This window comes from Micromonospora sp. WMMD734, assembly GCF_049178975.1.
In the GTDB taxonomy this organism is placed as follows: domain Bacteria; phylum Actinomycetota; class Actinomycetes; order Mycobacteriales; family Micromonosporaceae; genus Micromonospora; species Micromonospora wenchangensis.
This window is the reverse complement of record NZ_JBMHMK010000001.1, coordinates 4086437-4112101: the sequence shown is the minus strand read 5'-3', so window position 1 is coordinate 4112101 and position 25665 is coordinate 4086437. Positions and strand designations below refer to the sequence as shown.

The window sequence follows — 25665 nt, the reverse complement described above, 5'->3', positions numbered from 1 at the left end:
CGGCCGGTCGGTGCCGCCGGGAACCACGGCGCGTGCGGACGCACCGTGGGCTGGTGGGGGAGGGGACGGGGCGCGGCTGGTGGCCGGCCGTCCGGCTCTGGCATCATGGTTCAAGCGGAACCGTGTTCCGCTCTGAACTATACGGAACACTGTTCCGTTTGCCAAGGGTGTCCGGAGGTGACGGCGCGATGGTCGACGGTGAACCGGTGCCGCCCACCCCACCCGGGCGCACCGACGCGCCCCGGAAGCGGGCCGACGCCCGACGCAACGAGGCGGCCCTGCTGGAGGCCGCCGCCGAGGCATTCCTCGCCGCCGGGGTCGACGTGCCGGTACGCGACATCGCCGCGCGGGCCGGCGTCGGCGTCGGCACCATCTACCGCCACTTCCCGACCCGGGCCGACCTGATCGTCGGGGTCTACCGGCACCAGGTGCGGGCCTGCGCCGAGGCCGCGCCGGCCCTGCTCGCCGAGGGCGGCACGCCACACGCCGCCCTGACCGCCTGGATCGACCAGTTCGTCGACTTCCTGGTCACCAAGCACGGCCTCGCCGGGGCGATGAACTCCGACACCGCCGCCTTCGAGACGCTGCACGGGTACTTCCTCGACCACCTCGTCCCGGCCTGTGCCAGCCTGCTCGACGCCGCCGCCGCGGCCGGCGAGATCCGCCCCGGCACCGACCCCCGGGAACTGCTGTTCGCCGTCGGCAACCTCTGTGCCGGTCGTGCCCCCTACTACGACGCCCGCCGGATGGTCGGCCTCCTCGTCGCGGGGCTGCGGCTGCGCTGAGGGGCGACGTCCCCGGAGTCGGGGTCGTCCGCGCCGCGGCTCAGCGCGCGTAGTGCGCGGCGACCGCGGCGAACGCGGCCTTCGGTTCCCAGGGCAGACCGGGGTACGTGTCACCGGTACGACCGTCGAGCACCCTGACGATGCCGGGGCTGGCGAGGTCCAGGTCGTCGCGCGGGTCGCCGTCCGGTCGGTGCGGAAGGCTGGGCAGCGCGAAGAGGTGGACGAAGGCGCTGTCGACGCCCTCGCTGTCGAAGATGTCGAGCAGTTCGCTGAGATACGCGGCCTGGCCGTGTTCGTCGCGCTCGTACACCCCGTTCAGCCGGTGGGGTCTGCCGCTCGGGTCGTACTCGATGATCTCCATGCTGCGCGGCGCGACGTCGCCCGCGCCGCGCCAGGTGGCGGTGCCGAAGCCGGTGACGGCGACCGGCTTGGGCTGGTCGACGAGCCGGCGTACGCCGTCGCGGAACTGGTCGGCGATCTCGGCGGAGCGGATCAGTTCGACGGTCACCACGTCGAACAGGTCCCAGTCGACGCCCTCGAACGGGATCGCGGCGTAGGTGACCCTGCCGTGGAAACGTTCGCGGACCGCCGCCACGGTGGCGCGCAGGAAGCCGTCGAGGCGGGTACGGACCCCGGCGATGCGCTCGGCCCGGCCGTCCGGATCGGTGAACAGGTGGGTGAGGCGGTCCGCGAGGCGCTCACCCTCGATGAATCCACGGTTCATGATGCTCAGCTCGGCACCGGTGACGAAGACGATCTCGGCCCCGGCCGCGCGGAGCCGCTCGGCCCGCTCGGCGCAGTCGAGGAACAGGGCGCGGATCAGGTCGGGTTCCAACTCCAGGGGGTACGGCGAGAACCACACCTCCAGGCCGAGCCCGGCGGCGATCCGGGCGGCGGACTCCAGCCGCCCGGGATCGCCGCCGACCAGGTGGACGGCGGTGCAGTGCAGGTCGTCCCGGATGATGGCCAGCTCCCGCCGGACCATCTCGGGGTCCCACTGCGGCACCGAGCTGACGCCGTCGGTGACGAATCCGGTGTCGTAGGCCATGCCCTTGGCGCGCATGTCGGTCCCTTCGGTCGTGGTGCTCCCGCGGTTCGGAGGGACCGTAGCATAATTTTGCGCGCACGCAATTTTGCGTGCGCGTACCGAAGGTGGGACAGTGGCACCGTGACCGATCCATCGACGCTGCGGGAACGCAAGAAGCGGGCCACCCGGGAGGCCCTCCAGACGGCGGCGCTGCGCCTCGCGCTGGAACGGGGGCCGGACAACGTCCGCGTCGAGGAGATCGCCCAGGCGGCGGGCGTGTCGCCCCGGACCTACAACAACTACTTCCCGAGCCGGGAGCAGGCGATCGTCGCCGGGGTCGCCGCCGACCGCGCGGCAGGCGTTGCGGCAGCGGTGCTCGCCCGGCCGCCGGAGACCGGCCTCGCCGACGCGGTCGTCGATGCCGTCGTGGGCCTGTACGCCGACCCCGGCGACCGGCCGCCCGCCGCGTTGCTGATGATCGCCGCCAGCCCCGCGCTGCGGGCCTGCTACGTCGAGGCCGTCACCACGTTCGAGGAACCCCTGGCCGGGGCGGTCGCCACCCGCTGTCCCGGGATCGGACCGCTGGTCGCCCAGGCGCTCGCCGCCGCGGTCGGCGCGGCGACCCGGGTGGCGCTGCGGCAGTGGCTGCACGGCACGACCGAGGTGCCGACGATGGCCGGTTTCGTGGTGCCGCCCGAGCCGCTGCCGGACCTCGTCCGGGCCGTGCTGCGACCACTGGCCCCGGCGCTCGACGCGGCCGTGCCCTGACCACGACCACGGTGGGCCCCGCCCCCGCCGGGCGGACGCCGGTCGCGCGTGGTGCCGACGCGCGGTCCGGATCCGGCCCGACGGGGGCGGGGGTACCGCGGGGCGGGACCGCATCGGTCCCGCCCCGGGCGAGGTGGTCAGGTACGCGACAGGGCGCGGTCACTGACCGAGGACTGGAGCCCGAACTGCCGGGCCCGGCGTTCGGCGAAATCGGTCAGGCCCTGACTGTCGGCGTAGTCGAGGCTGTAAAGGTCCAGCTCCAGCTGGAGCAGCTGCTCGGCGATCTGGGCGTGGAACTCCAGCACGTCGGGCGGCCATGGTGCATAACCCTGGTCGGTCCACCGGGCCGAGAACGACTCGAAGACGATCCCGTCGACGATTTCGGCCAGCCGGGGCAGCATGCCGAACCCCCGGTTCGCCAGCAGGTACGCCGGTTGCGCCTCCTCCCGGATCGCGGCGACCAGGGTGAGCAGGTGCGGCACGTCCTCCGGGAAGGTCAGCTCGACGTTGAGCGTGTCCAGGAACAGCCCGGCGAACCCCTGCGCGATCGCCTGCTTCGCCTGCCCCACCACGTGCGACACCCACAGCGGATGGTCGACGTGGACGAACGCGCCACCCCAGTCCGGGTTGCGTTCCTGCCGCTGCCAGGGCGCGGGCGGCCCCTGGTCCTCCGACAGCGACAGGTAGCCGAGGGTCTGCACGTCCTGCGCCGCGAGGTAGCGCAGCTCGGCCGGACGGTAGAAGTCCGGTTGCAGCACCACCCGTACGTAGCGGGTCAGTTCGGGCAGGCGACCGTCGCCGTAGTAGAAGCAGATCGGGCGGCGGTCCATCACGTCCACCCGTGTTCCCGGTACCAGGCGAACGTGCTGCGGACCCCCTCCTCCAGGCTGACGGCCGGCTCGTAGCCGGTCAGCTCACGCAGCCGGGACAGGTCCGGGCAGCGCCGGGCGACCGATCCCGGCGGCGCGTTCCCGGGTGCGATGGCCGGGCTCACCCCGGCCACCCGCAGGACCAGCTTGGCCAGGTCGCCGATGTTGGTCTCCTCCCGGTCGTTGCCGATGTGCACGATCTGCCCGGCGGCGGCCGGTGCCGCCATCAGCCGCACCATCGCCTCGACCGCGTCGTCGACGTGGCAGAACGCCCGGAACTGGTCGGCCCCGGGGACGGGGAACGGGTCGGCCCCGCGCAGGGCGCGCAGCGACATCTCCGGGATGACGTGGTCGGCGCCCATCCGGGGGCCGTACACGTTGTGGAACCGGCCCACCACGGTCGCGAAGCCCTTGGCGCGGGCCGTGTGCAGGAAGGCGGCCTCGCCGAGCAGCTTGCTGGCCGCGTACGCGAACCGGGGCGCGGCGATGTCGGAGATCATCGGCGGCACGGTCTCGTCCGTCGGCACCGGCACCACCCCGGCGGTCACGCCCCCGGCGTAGACCTCGCTGGTGGAGGCGAAGAAGACCCGCTCGCCCGGGGCCACCCAGTCGAGCAGGTGCAGCGCCGACAGGGTGTTGACCCGGATCACCCGGGCCGGGTCCTGCTCCACGTTGCGTACGCCTACCACGGCCGCGAGCAGGTAGATCTGGTCCCAGCCGGTGGGCAGCGCCGCCCAGGTGTCCGGGCTGGTCAGATCGCCGGAGACCACCTGCACGGCCGGGTCGGCGCGCAGCCGGTCGAGGTCGGCGTCGTCGCGGCCCCGGGAGAAGTCGTCCACGATCGTCACCCGGTGCCCGTCGGCGACGAGCCGGCGGGCCAGGTGCAGGCCGATGAAGCCGGCCCCGCCGAGCAGCAGCGCCCTCATGCCGACACCGCCGCGGTGGCCGCCGCGTCCGCGCCGGCCGCCCCGGCGGGGGCGGGCGGCAGGTAGCCGAGCCCGGCGTAGCGGACCCCGGCGGCCAGCACCGCGTCCGCGTCGAGCACCCGCCACGAGTCGTAGACGAACGCCGGTGGCGTCGCGCCGAGCACCTCGGGCACCCGCAGCGCCCGGTAGTCCGGGTGGTCGTTGATGATCAGGACGGCGTCCGCCTCGGTGAACGCCTTGTCCAGACTGACCGGTTCGCCGCCGTACTGGCGGATCACGTCGTCGGTGACCATCGGGTCGTGGCCGAGCACGGTGACCCCGGCGGCGGAGAACACCCGCATCATCGGCTCGATCGGCGTGCCGCGCATGTCGTCGGTCGCCGGCCAGCCCTTGTACGCCCAGCCGAGCACCGCCAGTCGGGCGCCGAGACTGCGCCCGCGCGCCTCGATCAGCATCCGGACCACGGTCTCGCCGACGTGGATCGGCAGGTACTCGTTGAGCTGGCGGGCCTTGCCGACGAGGAACGGCCGGCGGTCACCCGCGCTGTCGATCATGATGTACGGGTCCTTGGAGAGGCAACCACCGCCCACGTACCCGGGCTTGGCGAGATCGGGGCGCGGATAGTCGACGTTGGCCGCCCGGATCACCTCCAGCGGGTCGAGGCCGTGCCGCTCGGCGACCAGCGCGATCTCGTTGCCGAACGCGTAGATCAGGTCGGTGTGGCAGTTGTTGGACAGCTTCACCAGCTCGGCGGCCTCCAGGCTGGAGACCGGGACGATGGTGCGGACCAGCCCGTTGAAGAACTCGGTCGCGGCGACCAGGCTGTCGTCGTCCAGACCACCGATCACCTGCGGCAGCTCCACCAGTTCCCGCAGCGCCTGCCCCTGGATGGTGCGCTCCGGGGCCATCACCAGCTTCACCCGCTCACCCCAGGCGGCCTGGAGCTCCGGCAGCACCACCCGACGGCTGGTGCCCACCGGCACCGTGCTGCGGACCACCACCAGGGTGTCCGGGCGGCAGCTCGCCGCCACCACCCGGGCGGCGGCGGCCAGGTTCGCCAGGTTGGGCCGGTGGGTCATGTTGTCCACCGGCGTCGACACGCTGATCACCGCCACGTCGACGGTGTCCTTCGGCAGGTCGGCGGCGACGTGGATGCGGGTGCCGAGGTGGGCGGCGAAGACGTCCTCGATGCCCGGCTCGAAGATGTGCGGCCGGCCGTGCGACAGCGCGTCCAGCACCGCCGGTGACACGTCCGCGCCGTACACCGTGAAGCCCTTGTCGGCGAGGGCGGCGGTGAGGGTGAGCCCCACGTAGCCCAGGCCCACGACCCCGATCTTCATGCTCATCTGCTGTCCTCTCGTGTGCGGGTGTGTCGTGAAGGGGGAGCGGTCCGCCGGCTCACCGCGCCTCGCCGGCGGCCCAGATGTCCTTGATCGAGGTGGCCAGGTCACGCACCGGCGACCAGCCCAGCCCGGCGGCCCGGCCGATGTCGGCCTGGATCCAGTCGACCGCCTGCGAACGCTGCGGCCCGGACCCGACCTCGCGGACCCGGCCCCGGTAGCCCGCCGCGTCGGCCAGCAGGGCGACCGCCTCCCGGGCGGTCACGGCCCGGCCGCTGCCGGCGTTGACCACCCGGTGCCGCAGCTCGGGCGCGAGGACCGCCGCGACGATCAGCGCGGCCAGGTCCCGCACGTCGACGAAGTCCCGGTACGCCGACAGCGGCCCGAGGGTGATCTCGGCGGCCCCGTCGTCCAGGGCGGCCCGCAGCCGGGCCGCCGCCCGACCGAGCAGGTTCTCCTGCGACATGCCGGGGCCGATCGGGTTGAACACCCGCAGCGAGACCGCGTCGACCTCGCCGGCCTCCCCGGCGAGCTGGAACAGCCGGGTGCCGGCCAGGTGGCTGACGCCGTACGCGCTGACCGGCCGGGCGGGGGAGTCCTCGGTGACCGGGACCCGCTCCGGCACCGGCCCGTACTCGCCTGCCGAACCGAGCCGGACCAGCCGGGCCCCCGGTGCCGCGACGGCGGTCGCCTCCAACAGTTTCGCCGCGACCAGGGTGTTCGCCGTGACCAGTTGCCCGGCGGAGCCGGTGAGGGCGCCCACGCAGTTGACCACCACGTCCGGGGCGACCTCCCGCAGCAGCCCGGCCAACGCGTCAGGCGTGCCGTCGAGCAGGTCGTGGGTGGTCCGTCCCGGGCAGACCACCTCGGCCACCCGGGAGTCCGCGGCCAGCGCGTCGCGGGCGTGTCCGCCGATGAACCCGGACGCCCCGAACAGCAGCACCCGGGTCACGTCAGCTCCCCGGCGCCCACCACGCCCGTCAGGTCGACGACCACCGGCTCCCCGACCGGCTCCCCGACGGGCACCTCCACCGGTGCCGGTCCGGCCGGCAACAGGATCGGCTTGAGCTGGTGGAACGACCGGTTCGCCTCGTCGTAGTCCTCCGGCCGCCCGATGTCGAGCCAGAACCCGTCGAACGGGTACGTCATCGGCGGATCGCCGCTGGCGAGCAGGTCCAGCACGAGCTGGTCGAAACCGAGGGCCAGCCCGGCCGGGTAGGGCTCCAGGGTCCGCCGCGACATCCCGTAGACGCCCATGCTGACCGGGTAGCGCAGCGCCGGCTTCTCCCGGAACCCGACCACCCGGCCGGCGTCCACGTCGAGCACGCCGAAGTCGATCCGGTGCACCCGTTCGGAGGTCGCCAGGGTCAGCCCCGCCCCGGAGAGCTGGTGGCTGCGCAGCAGGTCGCCGTAGTCCAGGTCGGTGAGGACGTCCCCGTTCATCACCAGGAACTCCTCGGGCAGCCGGTCCTTGAGGCCGAACAGCGGGCCGACCGTGGACAGCGGCCGGTCCTCCTCGACGTAGTCGATGGCCAGCCCCCACCGGTTGCCGTCGCCCACGAACGCCCGGATCAGCGGGCCGAGATGGTTGATCGCCAGGGTCACCGAGGTGAACCCCCGCGAGGCGAGCTGGTCGAGCACGATCTGCAGGATCGAGTGGCTGTCCCCGATCGGCATCAGGGGCTTCGGCAGCGTCGTCGTGTACGGCCGGAGCCGCACCCCTTTGCCACCGGCAAGGATCACCGCGTGCAACCGGACCTCCCCATAGGTCTCAAGTGGAACTACCGGTAGTGCCGAACCTGCCCGATCACCGGAACCAGACCGAGCGCGAACAGCGCCTGGAGCAGCAGCACGCTGCCCAGGTGGAGCGAGGTGTCGGTGACCGGGTCGCCGCCCTGCCCGAGCAGCGGGGCGACGCCGAGCAACGCGCCGAGGCCGACGTGCAGCACGATCACCACCGTCATCGACAGGCACAGCCAGCCGTACCGGCCCTGCCCGGCCAGCAGGAACGCCAGGTAGTACGCCCCGGCCAGGGCCACGTGGGCGGCGGTCATCACCACCCCCGCCGTGGACAGCACGCCCGCCCGGCCGAGGACGACGAGCAGCAGCACCCCCAGTGCCGCCGGCACCGCGAGGCACACCACGAACTCCCGGCCGATGGTGCGCCAGATCCCGACGACGAAGGCGTGCGGGAGCCGGGCCCGCCGGGACAGGGCGACCCCGCCCGCCCAGAACCGGCTGGTCCGCCACTCGACGAACCCCATGGACAGGATCAGCGGCACCGCCGACGCCGCGACGTCCCACTGACCCAGCAGGTAGGGCGCCTGGGCGTGGAAGAGCAGCGTCGCCGAGCAGAGCCCGTACCCGGCGACGCCGAGCAGGGCGGGCCACGTCGGCCAGAGCGGGTCGCGGGGGGCCGGCTCCGTCGACCGGGCGGCGGCCCGGGTGGCCCAGAGCCCGGCGGCGAACGCGGCCAGCACGCCGAGGGCCGCCGCGCCCACCGCCCAGCGCCGCGCCACCATCCCGCCGTCGACCAGGAAGACCGCGCTGGCCAGGACGACCGGGACCAGCGCGGCGGCCAGCCACCCCTCCCGCCGGTAGAAGACCAGCAGGGTGCTGGCCAGCTGGTAGGCGAGTTGGCAGACCATCATCGTGGCCAGCGGCAGGCCGCCGTACGGCAGCATCAGGGCGCCGGCGGCCAGGCCGAGCAGCACGGCGGTCAACGCGGCGATCCGCAGCACCCGGCTGGCCGAACGGGCCCGGCCAAGACCGAGCAGGCGGAACGCCGCGTAGGCGACCACACCCGACCAGACCCAGCCGAGGGTCCCGGCGAGGATCATCCCGGCCACCAGGCCCGGTCGTCCCACCACCGACAGCACGGCCGGGAACGCGGCGCTCGGCAGCACGTACAGCAGGCCGTGGGAGATCGTCCGCAGGTCGCCCCGCCGGTCGCGGCCGGCCCCCGGCGCGGCGGCGGGCCGCTGGTCGGGTGCCGGGGCCGGACCCAGCCGTCGGAACACCTCGGCGGCGAGGACGAAGACGTCGCGGTAGCCGTACTCGACCTGGGCACCCCGGTCGGTGTGCCCGTCGGCCTCCAGGGCGGCGGCGACCTGGAGCGCGTCCACCGCGCGGGCCAACTGCGGCCGTACCCGCTCGACCAGGTCGTCCACCGGGTCGGTGGAGATCCGGGGCAACAGGATGGTGCGTTCGGGGCCGTCGGACGACCCCGGCTCGGTGGTCATCGTGGCGACGGAGCGGAACAACGGATCGGTGACGTCCGGGTCGGTGGCCTCGGTCATCAGCGGCCACCGGGGGTACGCACGATGGCGATCGTCGTCTCGTCGTCGTCCGGTCCGGGCGCGGCCGGCTGCGGCAGCTCCGGCGTGGCCGAGTTCGGGTCGTGGCGGGTCCGGTACGCCGCCGCCGAGTACTGCTCGGGTCCCCGCTGGCGGGGCACCCGCCCGGCCAGCGGCGACACCTCGGGGCGGACGGCAGCGGGCGTCGGCTCGGGTCGGGCGGCAGCCGGCGTCGCGGCGGCGGGGGTGAGCCCGGGCCGGGCGGTGGGCACGGCAGCGGGGCGGGCGGTGACCGACGCCACCCCGGGGCGGGTCGGCCGGTTCGGGACCCGGACGAAGCCCTGGGCCTGACCGCGCAGGTGCTTCGGCGCGGGCGACGCCCCGCGTGGCGCGGCCAGCCCCTCGTAGATGTCGCGGTACGCCTGTAACGACCGTTGCAGGGTGAACCGCTCCAGCACCCGCTGCCTGGCGGTCGCCCCGAGCCGCAGCCGCAGCTCCCGGTCGTTGAGCATCCGTACGCAGGCGGCGGCGATCGCGGCGACGTCGCGCGGCGCGACGACGAACCCGGTGTCACCGACCGCCTCGGCGACCCCGCCGACGTTGGTGCACACGGTCGGCCGGCCGCACGCCATCGCCTCCACCACCGTGTAGGGGAAGCCCTCGGAGATACTGGTGAGCGCCACCAGGCTGCCGGCGTGGTACGCCTCGACGGCGCTGCCGACCCGGCCCTCCAGGACGGCGTGCCCGGTCAGCCCGAGTTCGTCGATCAACGCCTCGCAACTGGCGTGGTAGACCTTGTTGGCGGCCGGGGTTCCGCCGAAGATGCGCAGCCGGGCGTTCGGGATCTCCGCCCGGACCAGCGCGAACGCCCGGATCAGGGTGTGCAGGTCCTTGAGTGGGTCGATCCGGCCCATGAACGAGATGGTGGGCACGTCCGGTTCGCCGGCCGCGGGCGGGAACTCGTCCGGGTCGACGCCGTTGTACATCGTCCACATCCGCTCGGGGTCGGCGCCGTTGTGCAGCTGCCACCGCCGGTTGTACTGCGAGTGCGGGGCGAGCGCGCCGGTGATCAGGTAGGCCGCCCCGGCCAGCGAGCGGAAGAAGCTCAGCACCAGCACCCGGACCGGGTGCGGGGCGTCGTCGTGCAGGTAGGAGATGTAGCGTTCGCGCAGGTAGATGCCGTGCTCCGAGAGCACCAGCGGGGTGCCGTACGTCCAGGTGGCGGCCATCCCGACGAGGGTGGCGAGACCGTTCATCGACGAGTGCACGATGTCGGCGCGGACCGGGGGCGCGCTCAACGGCCGCAGCATGTGCGCGATGAGCCAGGCCGCCTCCAGCGCGTCGGCGACGGTGGGGGCGGGCCCGGTCTCCTCGACCCGCAGGGTGTGCCAGGCCTCCAGCATCATCCGCAGCGCCTCGTTGGACAGCAGGGCCGCACTCAGGTCACCGCCGCCGGAGGCGTACTCGAACATCCCGCGCAGGGCGAGCAGGAAGGTGCTGCGGTTGACCGCCCCGGCCTGGGAACGGGTCGATTCCAGCGGGGTGACCAGGGCACGCAGGAACACCTCGTACGACTCGATGAACTCGGCGCCGGGCCGCCCGGAGGGGACCAGCACCCCCCGCCGGGGGCGGCGGCCTTTCGGCCGGCCGCCCCACAACGGGATCGAGTGCACGCGGTCGAGGTTGGCCGGCCGGTCGAACACCGGCTCCTCGGTGCCGTCCACGGTGAGCGCCACCACCTCCCACCGGTAGTCAGGCATTCCCCGGATGAGCTGTTCGCACCAGATGCTCACCCCACCCATCGCGTACGGGTAGGTGCCCTCCGAGACCAGCGCGATCCGCACCGGTTTCCCCCGTTCCTCTGTGCTTGTCTGAGCCGCTGTCCGCGCTACGGACGGGGAGCGGCGTTGAACGTCACGGCGGTGTTGGCCGCCAGCGTCACCGGCACGGTGACGTCGGTGCCGTAGGTGCCGGCACCGGTGGTGGTCGCGGCGACGCCGCCCAGTTGCAGCGAGCCGGCGGCCGGCGAGCTCACCGTGATCTCCCCGGTGGTCCGGTCGTAGATCGCCGACGCCCCGGCGGTCAGCGCCGCGAAGTGGGCCGTCCGTGCCCTGCTGTAGGCGGCGATGTCGGTCCACGCCGAGTTGAGCAGCGGCACCGAATAGAACGAGTCGTACTTGGTCAGCACGGCGTCGACCCAGTCGGTGAGCAGGGTGTTGCCCGAGCCGTAGTCACGCACGTTGGCGATGTGGAACGTGTGCGAGTAGATCGAGCCCGACGACACGTGCTGCAGGCCCACGGTGGACTCGTAGTCCAGGACCTGGGCGTACGTGCGGTCGGTGGGCCAGTACGGGAAGGCGCCGTTCGGGCCGTAGAAGGAGTTGTAGAAGTGCGCCTCCTCCGCCGGGTTGGTGGTGTGGTAGGCGATGTTCGTCGGCCAGCACGGCACCACCACGATGCTCGGGTCCAGCGGGTGCGGCGTCGACCCGTTGAAGTTCGCCGGCACGTGGCTGGCGAACGACATGTTGCCGGCGACCGTGTCGACGCCGAGATCCGCCGCCGCCTCGATCAGGTCCGGGTTGGACGCGGCGAGGCCGTGGTCGGTGAGCACCCCGCTCGAGTTGTTGTAGACGCCGAGACCTGAGTACTCGGGGGTCTTGAGCACGGTGGCCGGGGGGGTCAGCCCGATGGCGGTGCCAGCGGTCAGGTTCTCGGAGATCTCTTCGTGGTTGGTGGCGTAGTCCGTGGTGTTCAGCGCGGGGTGGTTCAACGTGTGGTTGATCCACCGGAAGTTGTTCTTGAGGCACTTGGTGGTGGCGGTGAGGGTGTTGGCGTCGCCGTTCGGGCTGCACGTGTTGCCGGCGAACGGGTCGATCTGGGCGCCGTTGTAGGGGATGTTGACGGTGAAGCCCGAGGCCAGCGGGTGCGCGGTGCGCAGCGCGGTCTGCTTCGCGTCGAGGTTGACCGCGTCGTGCCCGGTGACCCGGATCGCGGGGCCGTAGTCGACGGTGCCATCGTCCATGTAGTGGGCCGAGGCGGCGAACCAGTCGTCGATGTCGACGTTGAGGTGGTGCTTCTGCTCACCGAGGAACAGGCCCTTGGTCGCCCACCGGAACAGGCCGTAGACCAGCAGGTCCGCGTGGAGCAGGTACTGGTTGGCGGTGAAGGTCAGCGCGATCCGCTCCCGGCCGTCGGTCGAGGTGGTGCGTACGGCCAGCACGTCGGACCCGTTGGTCATCAGGGCCTGGGCGTTGCAGCCGGCCCGGATCGAGGTGCGGTAGACGTACGACTGGGTGATCGGGATCTGGGCGGTGCTCTTGAGGTAGTCGAAGACCGCCGCGCCGCTGCTGGTCAGCGAGACGGGCAGCGGGGTCTCACCGACCGCGCCCTCCCCGGCGGAGTCGAGGCAGTAGTCCTCCGGCCAGGTGCCGTAGCTGGTGTAGAGGGCGACCTGACGCACCTCGAAGTTGCGCTCGTAGGCCCAGAGGGTGTTCCACTCCGTGCTGGTCAGGCCGCTGAGGTAGTTACCGCCCGACTCGTAGAGCTGCATGCTGTTGGTGAGCAGGACCGCGTTGTACTTGCCCACCCCGTTGCCGTCGACGAGCGTGTTCGCCGAGAGCGTCTGGGTGGTGGTGTAGAGGATGTCGTAGCCCGCACCGATCCGGTTGAGGGTGGTGGTGAGCGTGGCCACGCCGAAGTCCGCCGGGTCGGTGGCCAGGATCAGCGCCTTCAGCGCGACCTTGTCGTTGATCGCCTGGGTGCCCACGCCGCCGCTGCGGGCACCCGTCGGGGACGGGGCGACCTTGACGGTGCCGGCCCGGGTGGGCAGCGGGCCGGGCCGGGCCTCCTTCTTGCTCGCCACCTGGCCGAGGCCGGGTGCGCTCGGCGGCTGGGCCAGCGTGCGCGGCGCGGTCGGCGGCTGGGCGAGGCCCGGGGTCTGGGTGCCGAGCAGGACCGTGAGTGCGGTCAGCCCGGCGAGGGCGAATCGGTTCGCGCGACGGCGCTTAGGTCCGGTGTGGACCATGTGGTGACCTCCGATGAGGAGATGTGAACAATGCCGCCGGTCCTGTATGGACGACGGGGTTGCCATCGAAGGCTAGCAATTGTTGGTGCGGATTCCGCGCATGATCCTGTCGTATGTGGAGCATTGACGCAAGCGGGGTCGGGTGTTAGTGCCGTTCGTCCGGAGGTGACTTCCGGTAACGCGCTTTTGGTTGATCTTGATGGTGTTGCTGGTCGGTTCCTGGTGTGTTGACGTGCTCTTTTCCGGAGGAGCCGAAACACCTCATTCACGTTCACTTCACACGCGTGAAGCCGGCCGTGGCCAGAATGTGGACCGTGGGCGGGTGCGGAACCGGGCGAACCTCAGCCATTCGCTCCGGCTGCGGCAATTGAGGTGCGGTAAGAGTGGCCGATCAGTCCATGCTGGCCCGCCGATCAGCCGATTACCCGACCATCCCTTCGGTTGACGGTGCCCCGCGCGGTCGGCACGGGGTGGGCCGGGGCCGGGAATGATCGCCGTTTTCCCAGTTCAGAGCACCTTCACGGGGGTGGGCCGGGGGTGGGACGTGCCTTTTGTCGGGCAATCGCTTGATCGACGGCACATCGTGGAGAATGTTGAGTTTCCGCAGCCGGGACGGCGGGTTAACCCGTACGGAAATGGCGAATACCACGGCGCTGACCCTCGAATCAGCCAGTTTCGGCGGAAGCGGTTCCCAGCCTCAGGAGTTGCCCATTGCCGGTCACCGGAAGCCGTCCGCTGTCTCCCCTATCAACACCGTCCGGGCCAAATCGTTTTACTATCCGATCGGTTTCGTGGAACTTCCACGGGGCGCAAATGCAGGAGTGGATGTGCGCGTCCTGAGTCGACGGTGGTGCCGGGACAAAACGCCAGACGGCGGATCGGCGCATCCTCCGGCGCGGTCCCACTCGGCGGCGCGGTGGAGAGGGCCCGACGCCATCGGCCGTGCAGTTTCGTCCGGGCCCGGCCGCCCGGCTGTCCGCCCCGGCGAGGACCAGGCCCGGCGACGCGTGGGACAGCGACCAGGCGAACACCGCGCCGGCCAGGACCGGCACCACTCGGCGGCGGCACCCATCCCGGTCAACGCCCCCTGCACGGTGCCCTGCTCCTCGGCCCGGACGATCCGGGAGAGCCACGCCTGCACGGCGACGCCGCCGACCGTGGCGAGCACACCCACCGCTTCGCCACCCACGGTCAGCCGCAGGTACGGAGGATCAGATCATCGGTGCCGGCGCACGATTGTCCGGACCGTCGGGTCGCCGTCACCCCGGTCCGGTCGGGTGGGGCGGGCACGGGCCGGAGCCCGGTCGGGCGGAGGGGAACCTCAGCGTCGGCACCCGGACGGGCTGTCGCCGCCGGACGGCACGGATGCGACCACCGCGTCGGAGACCGGGGTGAGCCACTGCAACGGCCCCTCGTACGCCCGGGGCACCGTCACCGTGACCGCCGTCTCCCGGTCGAGCGTGGTGAGCACGGTGGCGTCCGACCGCTCGTCGGCGTACCAGCAGACCCCGTTGACGGTCCACACGTCGGCGGTGGCGTCCACGGTCGGCTCAGGGACACCGCAGGCGACGGTCAACGCCGGATCGCCGTAGGCGGCGTTCTGCTCGGCACCGGCCGTGACCGGGCGCTGGGCGAGCTCCCGGACGGTGGCCGGCAACTGCGAGACCAACGCCCGGCACACCACCCCGGGGCGCTCGGCCAGCGCCGGGGCGGCCATCTCGACCGGGGCGCCGGACTGGGGGCGCAGGCTGGTCGGCGACGCGCTCGGCGCGGCGACAGGGGTGTCCGGGGACAACTGGGCGAAGGTGAAGCCGGCCACGGCCACCGTCACCGGCACGGCGACCAGGGTGGCCCACAACGCGGCCCGCCGGGTCGACCGGTCCGCCGCAGGCCGGTCGGTGGTGGGTGCACCGGTGCTGGCCCGCTCGGTGCTGGTCTGCTCGGTGCTGGGCACGGCGTCGGTCGGGATCTCGGGGGAGGAGGTCTTCTCGTCCACTTACAGGCGCACCACCGAACACGTGAGGGTGCGGGTGATGCCGGGCACCATCTGCACGTTGCTGACGATCAGTTTGCCGAGCTCGTCGACGGTGTTCGCCTCGGTGAGGACGACCACGTCGTACGGCCCGGTGACGGCGTCGACGCGTACCACGCCGGTAAGGTCCGCGATCAGACCGGCCACGTCCCGCGCCCGGCCCACCTCGGTCTGGATGAGGATGTACGCCTGTACCACGACTCGACCTCCGTCCGTCGCCGCCCAGGGGCGGCCCGAAGGGTGAAAATACCCTACGGAGCAGGCGTGATCCCTATCGGTGGTCGAGGTCAAGCAGCTAGCGAGCGTGTCGGAAGGAAGACATGGGTGTCGCGGACGTGGGCGAGTTCGGCCTCATCGACCGGGTGACCGCCCGGCTGACGTACGGATCGTTCTGCCTGCTCGGGCCGGGCGACGACGCCGCCGTGGTGGCCGCCGGCGACCGGCGGGTGGTCGCCTCCACCGACGTGCTGGTCGAGGGGCGGCACTTCCGGCGGGACTGGTCGGGCGCGCGGGACGTCGGGCACCGGGCGGCGGCGGCCAACCTTGCCGACATCGCCGCCATGGGGGCCACCCCCACCGCCCTGCTGGTCGCCCTCTGCATCCCCGCCGACCTGGACACCGCCTGGGTGGAGGAGTTGGCCGACGGGCTGGCCGCCGAGGCGGCACTGGTCGACGCGGGGGTGGTCGGTGGGGACATGTCCGCCAGCCCCACCCTGACCATCGCGGTGACCGCCCTCGGCGACCTGGCGGGTCGGGCCCCGGTGGTCCGCTCCGGCGCCCGGCCGGGTGACGTGGTGGCGCTCGCCGGCCGCACCGGCTGGGCCGCCGCCGGGCTGACCGTGCTCTCCCGTGGGTTCCGCACCCCCCGGGTGCTGGTCGAGGCGTACCGGCGGCCGGAGGTGCCCTACCCGGCCGGACCGGAGGCCGCCCGGCTCGGCGTCACCGCCATGATCGACGTGTCGGACGGGTTGCTGGCCGACCTGGGGCACCTGGCGAAGGCCAGCGGTGTCGGTGTCGACCTGCGCCGGGACGCCTTCGAGGTACCCCCGCAGATGCGGGACGCCGCCCAGGCGCTCGGCGTCGACCCGTACACCTGGATCCTGGCCGGTGGCGACGATCACGCCCTGGCCGCCACCTTCCCCCCGACGGTGGCGTTGCCGCCCCCGTGGCGCGCGGTGGGCCTGGTGGTCGAGGGCGGCGGGGTGACAGTCGATGGTGACGCGTACGACGGACCGGCCGGCTGGGACCACTTCCGGTAAGGGGCGGTCGTACCCTTCACCCCGTGAGTGAGATCGAGATCCGGCCGGTGGGCTTCGACGCGCCGGTGGCCCAGACGCTCATCCGGGCGACAATGGCCGACCTGGGCGTCCGCTACGGCGGCAGCGGCGACGAGACCCCCGTCGACCCCACCGAGTTCGTCCCGCCGCACGGCGAATTCCTCGTCGCCCACCTCGACGGCGAGCCGGTCGGCTGTGCGGGGTGGCGCAGCCACGGCGCGGACGCCGCCGAGCTGAAGCGGATGTACACCACCCCGGTCGTGCGGGGACGCGGGGTGGCCCGCGCCCTGCTCGCCGCCATCGAGGAGTCGGCCCGTCGGCACGGGCGCGAGCGGGTCATCCTGGAGTGCGGTGACCGGCAACCCGAGGCGGTCGCCCTCTACACCTCGGCGGGGTACGAGCGGATCGCCAACTTCGGCTACTACGCCGACGCCCCCGGCTGCCTGTCGTTCGGCCAGACACTCTGACCCGCCCGCCGGGGCCGGGTGAATCCGGATTCACCCGGCCGGTGCGGCGGCGTCAGGCGACGGTGAACCGGAGCCGGTCGGCGCCGGCGCGGGCGGTGGCCGCCGCCTCGGCCGGGTCGACGCCCCAGGCCAGCACGTGCCCGCCCCGGCGTACCGACGAGGTGACCTCGCCGACCCGGTCCCCGACGGCCACGTCGAGCTGCACGGCGAGGACGCCGGACACCCGGCGGGCGTCGCGCAGCCCGTCGACCGCGGTCAGCGTCCCCGGCGGCGGCAGCAGGAACTCCACCGCCGCCGCCCCGGACGGCCGGGCCGGCAGCCGGGGCCGCTCGCCGCGCAGCGTCCGCAGGTAGGCGTCGATGAAACTGCACTCGTACGCCACCGAGATCAGCGCGGCGATCATGTCGCCGGGCAGCCGGGCGGCGCACTCCACCAGCGTCGGCACCCCGTCGGCGACGATCCACTCGCTGTGCAGCACACCGCTGCCGAAGCCGGCCGCCGCCGCCAGCCGGGTGGCCGCCGCGACGAGTTCCGCGCGGCCGTCCGCCGGCAGCGCCGAGGGGACCGTGTGCCCGGTCTCCACCGGGCGGCGACCGGGCAGCACCCGCTTGTCGGTGACGTTGCCGAAACACACCTCGCCGTCGGCGACCAGCAGTTCGACGCTGTACTCCGGACCGAACAGGGTCTGCTCGACAAGCACCTCGGTGGGCAGGTCGGTGGCCGCCTCCACCGGTGCCTCCGGGGCGGCGGTCGCCGACCAGGCCGCCGCCACGTCGTCGGCGGCGTCGACCAGTTGCACGCCGAGGCTGCCGGAGCGACGGGTCGGCTTCAACACGCACCGGCCACCGAACCGGGCCGCGAACGCCGCCGCCTCCTGCGGGGAGCCGACCAGCTCGTACGCCGGATTGGCCAGCCCGGCCCGGTCGGCCAGCAGGCGCATCCGGTGCTTGTCGGAGAAGACGTCGGCGGCGTGCGATCCGGCACCGGGCAGGCCCAGCCGTTCGGCGAGCCGGGCGGTGGCCCCGACCGCGTACTCCAGGCCGGGCATCACCAGCCGGGCGGAGGCCAGCCCCGGCTCACCGGCGAGCAGCTCGTCGACGTCCAGGCCGGTCTGGTAGCGGGCGGGCACCACCCGGGAGACCACCGGCAGCCGGGCGGCCGTCGTGGTGAGGTTCCGCCGGGCGATGATCTCCGGCTCCTCGACGAGCACCACGCTGCCCGGCGGCAACTCCTCGGCGAACCAGTGCAGCATGCCGAGCGAGGCGCCCACGACGATCATCTCGTCGCGGCCCAGGTCGAGGTCCAACGGTCGTCCTCCGTACGGGTCGGCCACCGGATTGCGGGGACACGACAGTACCGGCGGGCCGCAAGGCCCGCCGGTACTGATCGGAGCTGGGGCGGTGGAGGCGTCGCCAGGTCAGGCGCGGGTGACCTTGCCGGCCTTGATGCACGAGGTGCAGACCTGGAGCTTCTTGGTGGTGCCCCCACCGGCCGGGGTACGCACCGACTGGATGTTCGGGTTCCAGCGGCGGTTGGTCTTCTTCTTGGACCAGGGCACGTTGTGGCCGAAGCCCGGCCCCTTGCCACAGACGTCGCACACGCTAGCCACGGGATACTCCTGAGATTGATACGTTCATGAGGTCGCCGGCAGGCGCTGCCCGGACAACCTGGCCAGGGTACCCGATGCACTCCGGGCAGGACCAACCGCCCGTCCCGGCCCCCGCCGCCCGGCCCGGTCGGCCACCCCGGACCGGGACGTCACGCCCGAACCGGACCGGGACACGCCAGCCGACCCCGGCGGGTGTCGGTCGCCGCCAGTAGGCTTCTGGCCGTGCTGGACACCCTCGACGCCGCCGCGGTACGCCGCTGGTGCGCGAGCGGTCTCGCCGCGCTGCGCCGGCACCAGGGCGAGATCGACGAGCTGAACGTCTACCCTGTGCCCGACGGGGACACCGGCACCAACCTCGTGCTCACCCTCACCTCTGCCCAGCAGGCGCTGACGATGGAACCCGGCACCCTGCCCGAGGACGGCCCGACCGCGCACGGGCGGGCGCTGCGGCTGATGGCCCGGGGTGCGCTGCTCGGTGCGCGGGGCAACTCCGGGGTGATCCTCTCGCAGCTGCTGCGCGGCCTCGCCGACGCCCTCGGGGTGGTGCCCACCGTCGCCGGCCGGGCGCTGGCCGCCGCGCTGCGCGCCGCCAGCACCGCCGCCTACGCCGCGGTCGCCCAGCCGGTCGAGGGCACCGTGCTCAGCGTGGCCGCCGCCGCCGCGACCGCCGCCGAACGGGCCGACAGCGACGACCTGCGCACCGTGGTCCGGGCCGCCGCCGGGGAGGCCGCCCGCGCCCTGGCCCGCACCCCCGAGCAGTTGCCCGCGCTGGCCCGCGCCGGGGTGGTCGACGCCGGTGGCCGGGGGCTCTGCCTGCTGCTCGACGCGCTGGTCGAGGTGGTCACCGGGGAGGCCCCGCCCGGGCCGCCGCCGGTGGCCCGCCCGGTGCGCCCGGCGTCGACCGTCGTCCGGGAGACCGGTTCCCCCGAGTACGCCTACGAGGTGCAGTTCCTGCTCGACGCCCCGCCCGAGGCGGTGAGCCGGTTGCGCGCCGAACTGGCCACCCTGGGCGACTCGCTGGTGGTGGTCGGCGACGACGGCTCACCCACCGGGTCCACCACCTGGAACGTCCACGTCCACGTCAACGACGTGGGGGCGGCCGTCGAGGCGGGGGTGGCGGCCGGCCGGCCGTACCGGATCTCGGTGACCCGTTTCGCCGACCAGGCCCCGCCGGCCCCCGACGGCCGGGCGGCCGTGGTGGTCGCGACAGGCGTCGGCATCGCCGACCTCCTCGGCGGGGAGGGGGCGACGGTGGTGCCGGGCAACCCGTCCACCGGCGAACTGCTGGACGCCATCCGGGCCACCGCCGCCGCCCGGGTGGTGGTCCTGCCCAACGACCCGAACACCCAGGCGGTGGCGAACGCCGCCGCCCGGGAGGCGTACCGGCTCGGGGTGAAGGTCAGCGTGGTGCCGACCCGTTCACCGGTGCAGGCGCTGGCCGCGCTCGCCGTCCGCGACCCGCAACGCCGCTTCACCGACGACGTCATCGCGATGGCCGAGGCGGCCGGTGCCTGCCGGTACGCCGAGGTGTGCCATGCCAGCCGGGAGGCGCTCACCGTGGCCGGCCCGTGCCGCCCCGGTGACGTGCTGGCCCTGGTCGAGGGGGAGGTCCACCTGATCGGCAGTGACCTGGTCGACACCTGCGCCGCCGTGGTCGACCGGATGCTCGGCGGCGGTGGTGAGCTGGTCACCCTGCTCACCGGCGCGGACGCCCCGGCCGGGCTCGCCGAGGCGGTCCGGGAGCACGTGGCCCGGCGTTGGCCCTTCGTCGAGGTGCAGGCGTACCCGGGTGGGCAACCGCACTATCCGCTCCTGGTGGGGGTCGAATGACGACGTCCGAGCCGGCCACGGTGGACACCGCGCTGACCAAGCTGGTGGGGGAGAAGACCGCCAAGGCGCTCGCCGGTCATCTCGACCTGCACACCGCAGGTGACCTGATGCACCACTTCCCGCGCCGCTACGACGAGCGCGGCGAACACACCGACATCCGTTCGCTGGACGTCGGTGAGCAGGTCACCGTGCTGGCCCAGGTGCAGCGCACGGCGGTGCGCCCGATGCGGCAGCGCCGGGGCAACCTGCTGGAGGTGACCGTCGGCGACAACTCCGGCGGGACGCTGACGTTGACGTTCTTCGGCAACCAGGCGTGGCGGGAACGCGAGCTGCGCCCGGGTCGGTGGGGGCTGTTCGCCGGCAAGGTCACCGAGTTCCGGGGCAGGCGGCAGCTCAACGGCCCCGAGTACGTGCTGCTCGGCGAGGGGGGCGAGGGCGAGGTGGCGGCCTCCGAGGAGGTCGAGGAGTTCGCCGGGGCGCTGATCCCGGTCTATCCGGCCGCCGCCGCCGTGCCGACCTGGGTGATCGCCAGGTGTGTCCGGGTGGTGCTGGACACCGTCACCCCGCCCGACGACCCGTTGCCGACGTCGCTGCGGGTCGACCGGAAGCTGGTCGGCATCGGCACCGCACTGCGCGAGATCCACCGGCCGTCCAGCAAGGAGGAGCTGTACCGGGCCCGTCGCCGGCTCAAGTGGGACGAGGCGTTCGCCGTGCAGCTGACCCTGGTGCAGCGCAAGCTGCGGGCGGCGTCCTGGCCGGCGAAGGCGCGCCCGGCGAAGGCGGGTGGCCTGCTCGACGCGTTCGACGCCCGGCTGCCCTACGAGCTGACCCCCGGGCAGCGCGACGTCGGTGTCGAGATCGCCGCCGACCTGGCCACCCCGCATCCGATGCACCGGCTGTTGCAGGGCGAGGTCGGGTCGGGCAAGACGGTGGTGGCGTTGCGGGCGATGCTCCAGGTGGTCGACGCGGGCGGCCAGGCGGCGCTGCTGGCCCCGACCGAGGTGCTCGCCGCCCAGCACCACCGGGGCATGCTCGACCTGCTCGGCCCGCTGGCGCAGGCCGGTGAGCTGGGCGCGGCCGACGACGCGACCCGGGTGGAGCTGGTCACCGGCTCGCTGGGCGCGGCGGCCCGGCGGCGGGCGCTGGCCGAGGTGGCGCAGGGGCGGGCCGGCATCGTGCTCGGCACCCACGCCCTGCTCTACGAGGGGGTCGACTTCGCCGACCTGGGCCTGGTGGTGGTCGACGAGCAGCACCGGTTCGGCGTGGAACAGCGCGACGCGCTGCGCGCCAAGGCCGACCAGCCGCCGCACGTGCTGGTCATGACGGCCACCCCGATCCCCCGCACGGTGGCGATGACCGTCTACGGCGACCTGGAGACCTCCACCCTGTCCCAGTTGCCGCAGGGGCGCTCCCCGATCGCCTCGCACGTGGTGCCGGTGGCGGAGAAACCGGCCTTCCTGGACCGGGCCTGGCGGCGGGTCCGCGAGGAGGTCACCGCCGGCCACCAGGCGTACGTGGTGTGCCCGCGGATCGGTGAGGGGCCGGCGGCCGAGGAGGAACCACCGCGCGAGGACGACAACGGTCGACGTCCACCGCTGGCGGTGACCGAGGTGGCGCCGCTGCTCGCCGAGGGGCCGCTGCACGGGCTGCGGATCGGCGTCCTGCACGGCCGGCTGCCCGCCGACGAGAAGGACGCGGTGATGCGGTCCTTCGCCGACGGCGACCTCGACGTGCTGGTCGCCACCACGGTGGTCGAGGTCGGCGTGAACGTACCCAACGCCACCGTGATGATCGTGCTGGACGCCGACCGGTTCGGCGTCTCGCAGCTGCACCAGCTCCGGGGCCGGGTCGGCCGGGGGTCGGCCCCCGGGCTGTGCCTGCTGGTCAGCGAGGCGGCCGAGGGCTCGTCGGCGCGGGAACGGCTGGACGCGGTCGCCTCCACCACCGACGGGTTCAAGCTGGCCGAGCTGGATCTGGAGCAGCGCCGGGAGGGCGACGTGCTGGGCGCGACCCAGTCCGGCCACCGTTCCCACCTGCGGCTGCTCTCCCTGCTGCGCGACGCCGACCTGATCCGCGACGCGCGGGCCGAGGCGGTCACCCTGGTCGACCAGGACCCGGAGCTTTCGCGGCACCCGGCGTTGGCCGCCTCGGTCGCCGCCCTGGTCGACGAGGAGCGCGCGGAGTACCTGGAGAAGGGCTGACCGCCCCCGATCGGTCCCGGTTCCGGCGTGACGACCCGCTGTGGCCGAGGGGCCGCTGGTGGGTCGTCGGACGGGTGCTGACGTGCCGGCACCCGCTGCGGGTGTCTGGCGGGCGGGGTGGCGGTGGCGCGCGGTGGCGGCGCTCGGTGAGTGACGGCAGCGGAGCATGGTTCATCCGCGTCCTTTAGAGCTGATGACGTTGACGCATCAAGCCGTGGCAGCCTGCCCGGTCTCGGAGTTCGCGGCTGTCGGGTCCACTCCGTCCGGTTCGTTTCGGTGGGTTTCGGGTCGGTTCGTGCGGTGAATCGTCAACGTCATCAGATCTAAAGGACGCCCATGAGGTTATTGGTGCCCGCGAGGTACCCGGTAGCGCTGGAGCGGTTGGCGGTCGTGGTGTCGGCAACCGCGTCTGCTCCGTCCAATCGGCTCCGCGCCGGGGCCAGAGAGCGACGCAGGCGCGTGCCGACGATCCGGTCGGCACGCGCCTGCGTCGTGGTGCGGGTCAGCGGTGTTGCGGTCAGACGGTGAAGCGGATCCGCCGACGTCGGGCGACGAGGAAGAGCACCGCGCCGGCCACCAGCAGGGTGGCCGCGCCGGCCGCGATGGCACCGGCCGCCGCACCGGTCACCGGGAGGCCACCGTCCTGGTCGCCGCCGCCACCACCACCGCCGCCGCCGGTGGACGGGCAGTCCTTCGGCTGCTCCCACTTCAGCGGGCCGCCGGAGTCGAGGTCACCGGTGACGGTGACGGTGAGCCCCTTGCTGGCCGGGAAGCTGACCGTCCCGGTCCGGCCGGGCTCGACGGTGAGCTTCTTCGGCTCGCCCTTGTTGGGGGTGAACACCGAGGTCAGCGGGGTGCCGTCCTCCGGGTTGCTGATCCGGAAGGTCATCTTGTCGCAGCTCGACTCGTAGCTGGCGTCGGGGGTGCCGGCCTCGGGCTGCTGGCAGTCGGCGGGCTTCTGCCAGCCGCCGGTGAAGTCCTTCATGCCGGGGGCGGTGACGGTGATCTCCTGCGCCTCGCCGGCGCTGAGCTTGCGGGTCTCGATCTTGCGGAGCGGGACGGTCACCTTCTCGGTGAAGCCGCCGCTGCCGACGATGGCGAAGGTCGCCTCGGCGTTGCCGCTGCGGTTGACCAGGGTCAGCTCGACGTTGCCGTCGCAGTCGGACTCGGCGATCACCTCCGGTGCCGCCGAGCAGGTGCCCGAGCCGCCGTTGTACCAGGCGCTCGGGCCGGTGGAGCGGGCGCCGATGCCGCTCGGGCTGCCGACCTTGCGGTCGCCGTACCGGTCGCTGGTGTCGGTCAGCGGGTCGATCAGCTTGCTGCCGAAGACGAAGTCGACCTGGGTGTAGCAGTTGGGCACCTCGACGGCGAAGTCGAGGGTGGCCACGCCCAGCTCGCCCGGGGCCACCCCGGTGAACTTCTTGATCGACTTGTCGAGCACGTACTGCGGGACGGCGAACTTCGCCGACGGCGTCACGTACGACACCAGGGCCAGGTCCTGCTCCTCACCCCGGCACAGCGGGCCGTTGGTCAGCGTGATCGACGCCTTGCCGGCCGGCCCGTCGAAGGTGTGCGTGTAGCGCGCGTCGGCGGCGGCGACGCAGGACGGCGCGGGCTCCCCGCCGGGCGGGGTGGTGGCCGTCGCGCTCGGCGTGGCGGTCGCCGTCGGCGTGGCCGTCGGCGACGGTGAGGCTGAGGTGGCGCCCGCCGGGGCGGTCAGGGCGAGGGCCGTGGCCAGGCCGGCCAGCGCGGCGGCGGTCACGGCGAGCGGTCGCCGTGGCGACAGCGGGGGACGGATCACGCGTACTCCCGGGGTGAAGATGCGTCAGGGCGCGGCGGGGGTGGCGTCTGCCGGGTCACGGCAGGATTTGGGAGTGCCGTGACGACGCCGGTGCGGCGCCCTGGCCGGCGGAGCGGCACCGGCACCGGGCCGACCCTAGTGGGCCCGTCGATACGGACACAGTGCACAGCCGGCACCCGGAGTGTTGTTATGCATATGAGATCATTGATATACCCGAAGTGATCACTCCGTCACCCGGTCGGGGTGCACCGCGTCGCCGGCCCGCGCTGCCCGTCGCGTAGCGTCACAGGCATGCACAGGGGCAGACCGTGACCCGGATCGTGGCCGGCACGCTCGGCGGACGCCGGATCGCCGCACCCGCCGGCGGCGGCACCCGGCCGACCTCCGACCGGGTCCGGGAGGCGCTGTTCAGCGCCGTCAGCGCCGAGGTGGACCTGGACGGGGCACGCTTCGCCGACCTGTACGCCGGCTCCGGCGCGGTCGGCCTGGAGGCGTTGTCCCGGGGTGCGGCGCACGTGCTGCTCGTCGAGTCCGACCCCCGCGCCGCCCGGGTGATCCGGGAGAACGTCGCCGCGCTGCGGGCCGCCCCTGCCGCCCGGCTGGTCACCGGCAGGGTGGCCGGGGTGGTCGCGGCCGGGCCCGGCGACGCGCCGTACGACGTGGTCTTCGCCGACCCCCCGTACGCGGTGCCGGACGACGAGATCACCGCCCTGCTGACCGGGCTGGTGGAGCACGACTGGCTGGCCCCCGACGCGCTGGTGGTGGTCGAGCGGTCCACCCGGGGCGGCCCGGTCGACTGGGTGCAGGGCATCACTGCCGGGCGCAGCCGGCGTTACGGCGAGACCACTCTTTGGTACGGTCGCCGATCATGAGACGTGCGGTGTGTCCCGGCTCGTTCGACCCGGTCACCAACGGCCACCTCGACATCATCGGACGGGCCAGCCGGCTCTTCGACGAGGTGATCGTCGGCGTGCTGGTGAACCAGTCCAAGAGCGGTCTGTTCACCGTCGAGGAGCGGATCGACATGCTCCGCGAGGTGACCTCCTCGTACGGCAACGTCCGGGTCGCGTCCTTCCGGGGGCTGCTCGTCGACTTCTGCCGGGCGCAGGAGGCGAGTGTGCTGATCAAGGGCCTGCGGGCGGTCAGCGACTTCGACTACGAGTTGCAGATGGCGCAGATGAACATCGGCCTGGCGGGCGTGGAGACGCTGTTCATGCCGACGAACCCGCTCTACTCGTTCCTCTCCTCCAGCCTGGTCAAGGACGTGGCGAAGTGGGGCGGCGACATCTCCTCCCACGTGCCCGACACCGTCCGCCGGGCGCTGCAGGCCCGGCTGACCGTCCCGCGTCCCTGACCGTACGCCCCCGGCCAGCCGGAGGCGGGGCCGCAGCGGACCGGGCGGCGCGTCGGGGC

General features: G+C 73.2%; 22 protein-coding genes. 8 read left to right on the top strand and 14 right to left on the bottom strand.

Going from position 1 to position 25665, the window contains the following annotated elements; translation table 11 throughout:
• Positions 1 to 188: 188 nt before the first annotated feature.
• Positions 189 to 785: a TetR/AcrR family transcriptional regulator gene (locus ACN267_RS17415; RefSeq protein WP_204956832.1), complete on the top strand. Its 597-nt coding sequence runs from the start codon at positions 189 to 191 to the stop codon at positions 783 to 785.
• A gap of 40 nt (positions 786 to 825) precedes the next feature.
• Here ACN267_RS17415 and ACN267_RS17410 read toward each other — a convergent pair whose 3' ends face one another.
• Complete coding sequence (locus ACN267_RS17410; RefSeq protein ID WP_421489137.1) at positions 826 to 1848, bottom strand: hypothetical protein; 1023 nt, start codon at positions 1846 to 1848, stop codon at positions 826 to 828.
• A gap of 105 nt (positions 1849 to 1953) precedes the next feature.
• On the opposite strand from ACN267_RS17410, the gene ACN267_RS17405 reads away from it, so the two are divergent.
• Positions 1954 to 2580 carry a TetR/AcrR family transcriptional regulator gene (locus ACN267_RS17405; RefSeq protein WP_307820971.1) on the top strand — a complete coding sequence of 209 codons (627 nt, stop codon included), beginning with the start codon at positions 1954 to 1956 and terminating at the stop codon, positions 2578 to 2580.
• Positions 2581 to 2717: 137 nt separating this feature from the next.
• Here ACN267_RS17405 and ACN267_RS17400 read toward each other — a convergent pair whose 3' ends face one another.
• The 10 genes from ACN267_RS17400 to ACN267_RS17355 all read right to left on the bottom strand — a co-directional run bounded on the left by ACN267_RS17400 (position 2718) and on the right by ACN267_RS17355 (position 15265).
• Positions 2718 to 3410: a hypothetical protein gene (locus tag ACN267_RS17400; RefSeq protein ID WP_281903186.1), complete on the bottom strand. Its 693-nt coding sequence runs from the start codon at positions 3408 to 3410 to the stop codon at positions 2718 to 2720.
• On the bottom strand, positions 3410 to 4375 hold the full coding sequence (locus ACN267_RS17395; protein ID WP_204956834.1) for an NAD-dependent epimerase/dehydratase family protein: 966 nt from the start codon (positions 4373 to 4375) through the stop codon (positions 3410 to 3412). The genes ACN267_RS17400 and ACN267_RS17395 overlap by 1 nt, the downstream gene beginning before the upstream one ends.
• Complete coding sequence (locus ACN267_RS17390; protein WP_281899881.1) at positions 4372 to 5721, bottom strand: nucleotide sugar dehydrogenase; 1350 nt, start codon at positions 5719 to 5721, stop codon at positions 4372 to 4374. Before ACN267_RS17390 ends, ACN267_RS17395 begins: the two co-directional genes overlap by 4 nt.
• 52 nt (positions 5722 to 5773) lie before the next feature.
• Positions 5774 to 6667: an NAD-dependent epimerase/dehydratase family protein gene (locus ACN267_RS17385; RefSeq protein WP_421489136.1), complete on the bottom strand. Its 894-nt coding sequence runs from the start codon at positions 6665 to 6667 to the stop codon at positions 5774 to 5776.
• Positions 6664 to 7434: a sugar phosphate nucleotidyltransferase gene (locus ACN267_RS17380; RefSeq protein WP_421490436.1), complete on the bottom strand. Its 771-nt coding sequence runs from the start codon at positions 7432 to 7434 to the stop codon at positions 6664 to 6666. The genes ACN267_RS17385 and ACN267_RS17380 overlap by 4 nt, the downstream gene beginning before the upstream one ends.
• Before the next feature lie 62 nt (positions 7435 to 7496).
• On the bottom strand, positions 7497 to 9014 hold the full coding sequence (locus ACN267_RS17375; RefSeq protein WP_281899879.1) for a hypothetical protein: 1518 nt from the start codon (positions 9012 to 9014) through the stop codon (positions 7497 to 7499).
• Positions 9014 to 10855, bottom strand: a complete 1842-nt coding sequence (pelF, locus tag ACN267_RS17370) for a GT4 family glycosyltransferase PelF (RefSeq protein ID WP_421489135.1) — start codon at positions 10853 to 10855, stop codon at positions 9014 to 9016. Before pelF ends, ACN267_RS17375 begins: the two co-directional genes overlap by 1 nt.
• A 44-nt stretch (positions 10856 to 10899) precedes the next feature.
• Positions 10900 to 13035, bottom strand: coding sequence for a hypothetical protein (locus ACN267_RS17365; RefSeq protein ID WP_204956839.1), 2136 nt, complete (start codon positions 13033 to 13035; stop codon positions 10900 to 10902).
• 1321 nt (positions 13036 to 14356) lie between these two features.
• The gene (locus ACN267_RS17360) at positions 14357 to 15031 is read right to left on the bottom strand and encodes a DUF3515 family protein (protein WP_374760047.1); all 675 of its coding nucleotides are present in this window, start codon (positions 15029 to 15031) and stop codon (positions 14357 to 14359) included.
• Positions 15032 to 15265, bottom strand: coding sequence for an Lrp/AsnC ligand binding domain-containing protein (locus ACN267_RS17355; RefSeq protein ID WP_067305404.1), 234 nt, complete (start codon positions 15263 to 15265; stop codon positions 15032 to 15034). It lies immediately after the preceding gene.
• 122 nt (positions 15266 to 15387) lie between these two features.
• Here ACN267_RS17355 and ACN267_RS17350 point away from each other — a divergent pair, with 122 nt between their 5' ends.
• Together ACN267_RS17350 and ACN267_RS17345 are read left to right on the top strand one after the other, a co-directional pair.
• Positions 15388 to 16326, top strand: coding sequence for a thiamine-phosphate kinase (locus tag ACN267_RS17350; protein ID WP_204956841.1), 939 nt, complete (start codon positions 15388 to 15390; stop codon positions 16324 to 16326).
• A gap of 23 nt (positions 16327 to 16349) precedes the next feature.
• Positions 16350 to 16811 (top strand): GNAT family N-acetyltransferase, encoded by a 462-nt coding sequence (locus ACN267_RS17345; protein ID WP_204956842.1) that lies wholly within the window; start codon positions 16350 to 16352, stop codon positions 16809 to 16811.
• A gap of 52 nt (positions 16812 to 16863) precedes the next feature.
• Here ACN267_RS17345 and ACN267_RS17340 read toward each other — a convergent pair whose 3' ends face one another.
• Together ACN267_RS17340 and rpmB are read right to left on the bottom strand one after the other, a co-directional pair.
• Positions 16864 to 18117: an ATP-grasp domain-containing protein gene (locus ACN267_RS17340; protein ID WP_421489134.1), complete on the bottom strand. Its 1254-nt coding sequence runs from the start codon at positions 18115 to 18117 to the stop codon at positions 16864 to 16866.
• Between the two features lie 111 nt (positions 18118 to 18228).
• Positions 18229 to 18420, bottom strand: a complete 192-nt coding sequence (rpmB, locus tag ACN267_RS17335) for a 50S ribosomal protein L28 (protein WP_046569512.1) — start codon at positions 18418 to 18420, stop codon at positions 18229 to 18231.
• Positions 18421 to 18642: 222 nt separating this feature from the next.
• Between rpmB and ACN267_RS17330 the strand changes: the two genes are divergently transcribed.
• Together ACN267_RS17330 and recG are read left to right on the top strand one after the other, a co-directional pair.
• Positions 18643 to 20250, top strand: coding sequence for a DAK2 domain-containing protein (locus tag ACN267_RS17330; RefSeq protein ID WP_204956844.1), 1608 nt, complete (start codon positions 18643 to 18645; stop codon positions 20248 to 20250).
• Entirely contained in the window at positions 20247 to 22451 is a 2205-nt protein-coding gene (gene recG / locus ACN267_RS17325; protein WP_421489133.1) for an ATP-dependent DNA helicase RecG, read from the top strand. Before ACN267_RS17330 ends, recG begins: the two co-directional genes overlap by 4 nt.
• Positions 22452 to 22968: 517 nt before the next feature.
• On the opposite strand, the gene ACN267_RS17320 is transcribed toward recG, so the two are convergent.
• Entirely contained in the window at positions 22969 to 24252 is a 1284-nt protein-coding gene (locus ACN267_RS17320) for a hypothetical protein (RefSeq protein WP_421489132.1), read from the bottom strand.
• Positions 24253 to 24560: 308 nt separating this feature from the next.
• Here ACN267_RS17320 and rsmD point away from each other — a divergent pair, with 308 nt between their 5' ends.
• Both rsmD and coaD read left to right on the top strand, forming a co-directional pair.
• A complete protein-coding gene (rsmD, locus tag ACN267_RS17315) occupies positions 24561 to 25124 on the top strand; it encodes a 16S rRNA (guanine(966)-N(2))-methyltransferase RsmD (RefSeq protein WP_204956847.1) in 564 nt (187 codons plus the stop codon).
• Positions 25121 to 25606, top strand: coding sequence for a pantetheine-phosphate adenylyltransferase (gene coaD / locus ACN267_RS17310; RefSeq protein WP_088646035.1), 486 nt, complete (start codon positions 25121 to 25123; stop codon positions 25604 to 25606). Before rsmD ends, coaD begins: the two co-directional genes overlap by 4 nt.
• Positions 25607 to 25665: the final 59 nt, after the last annotated feature.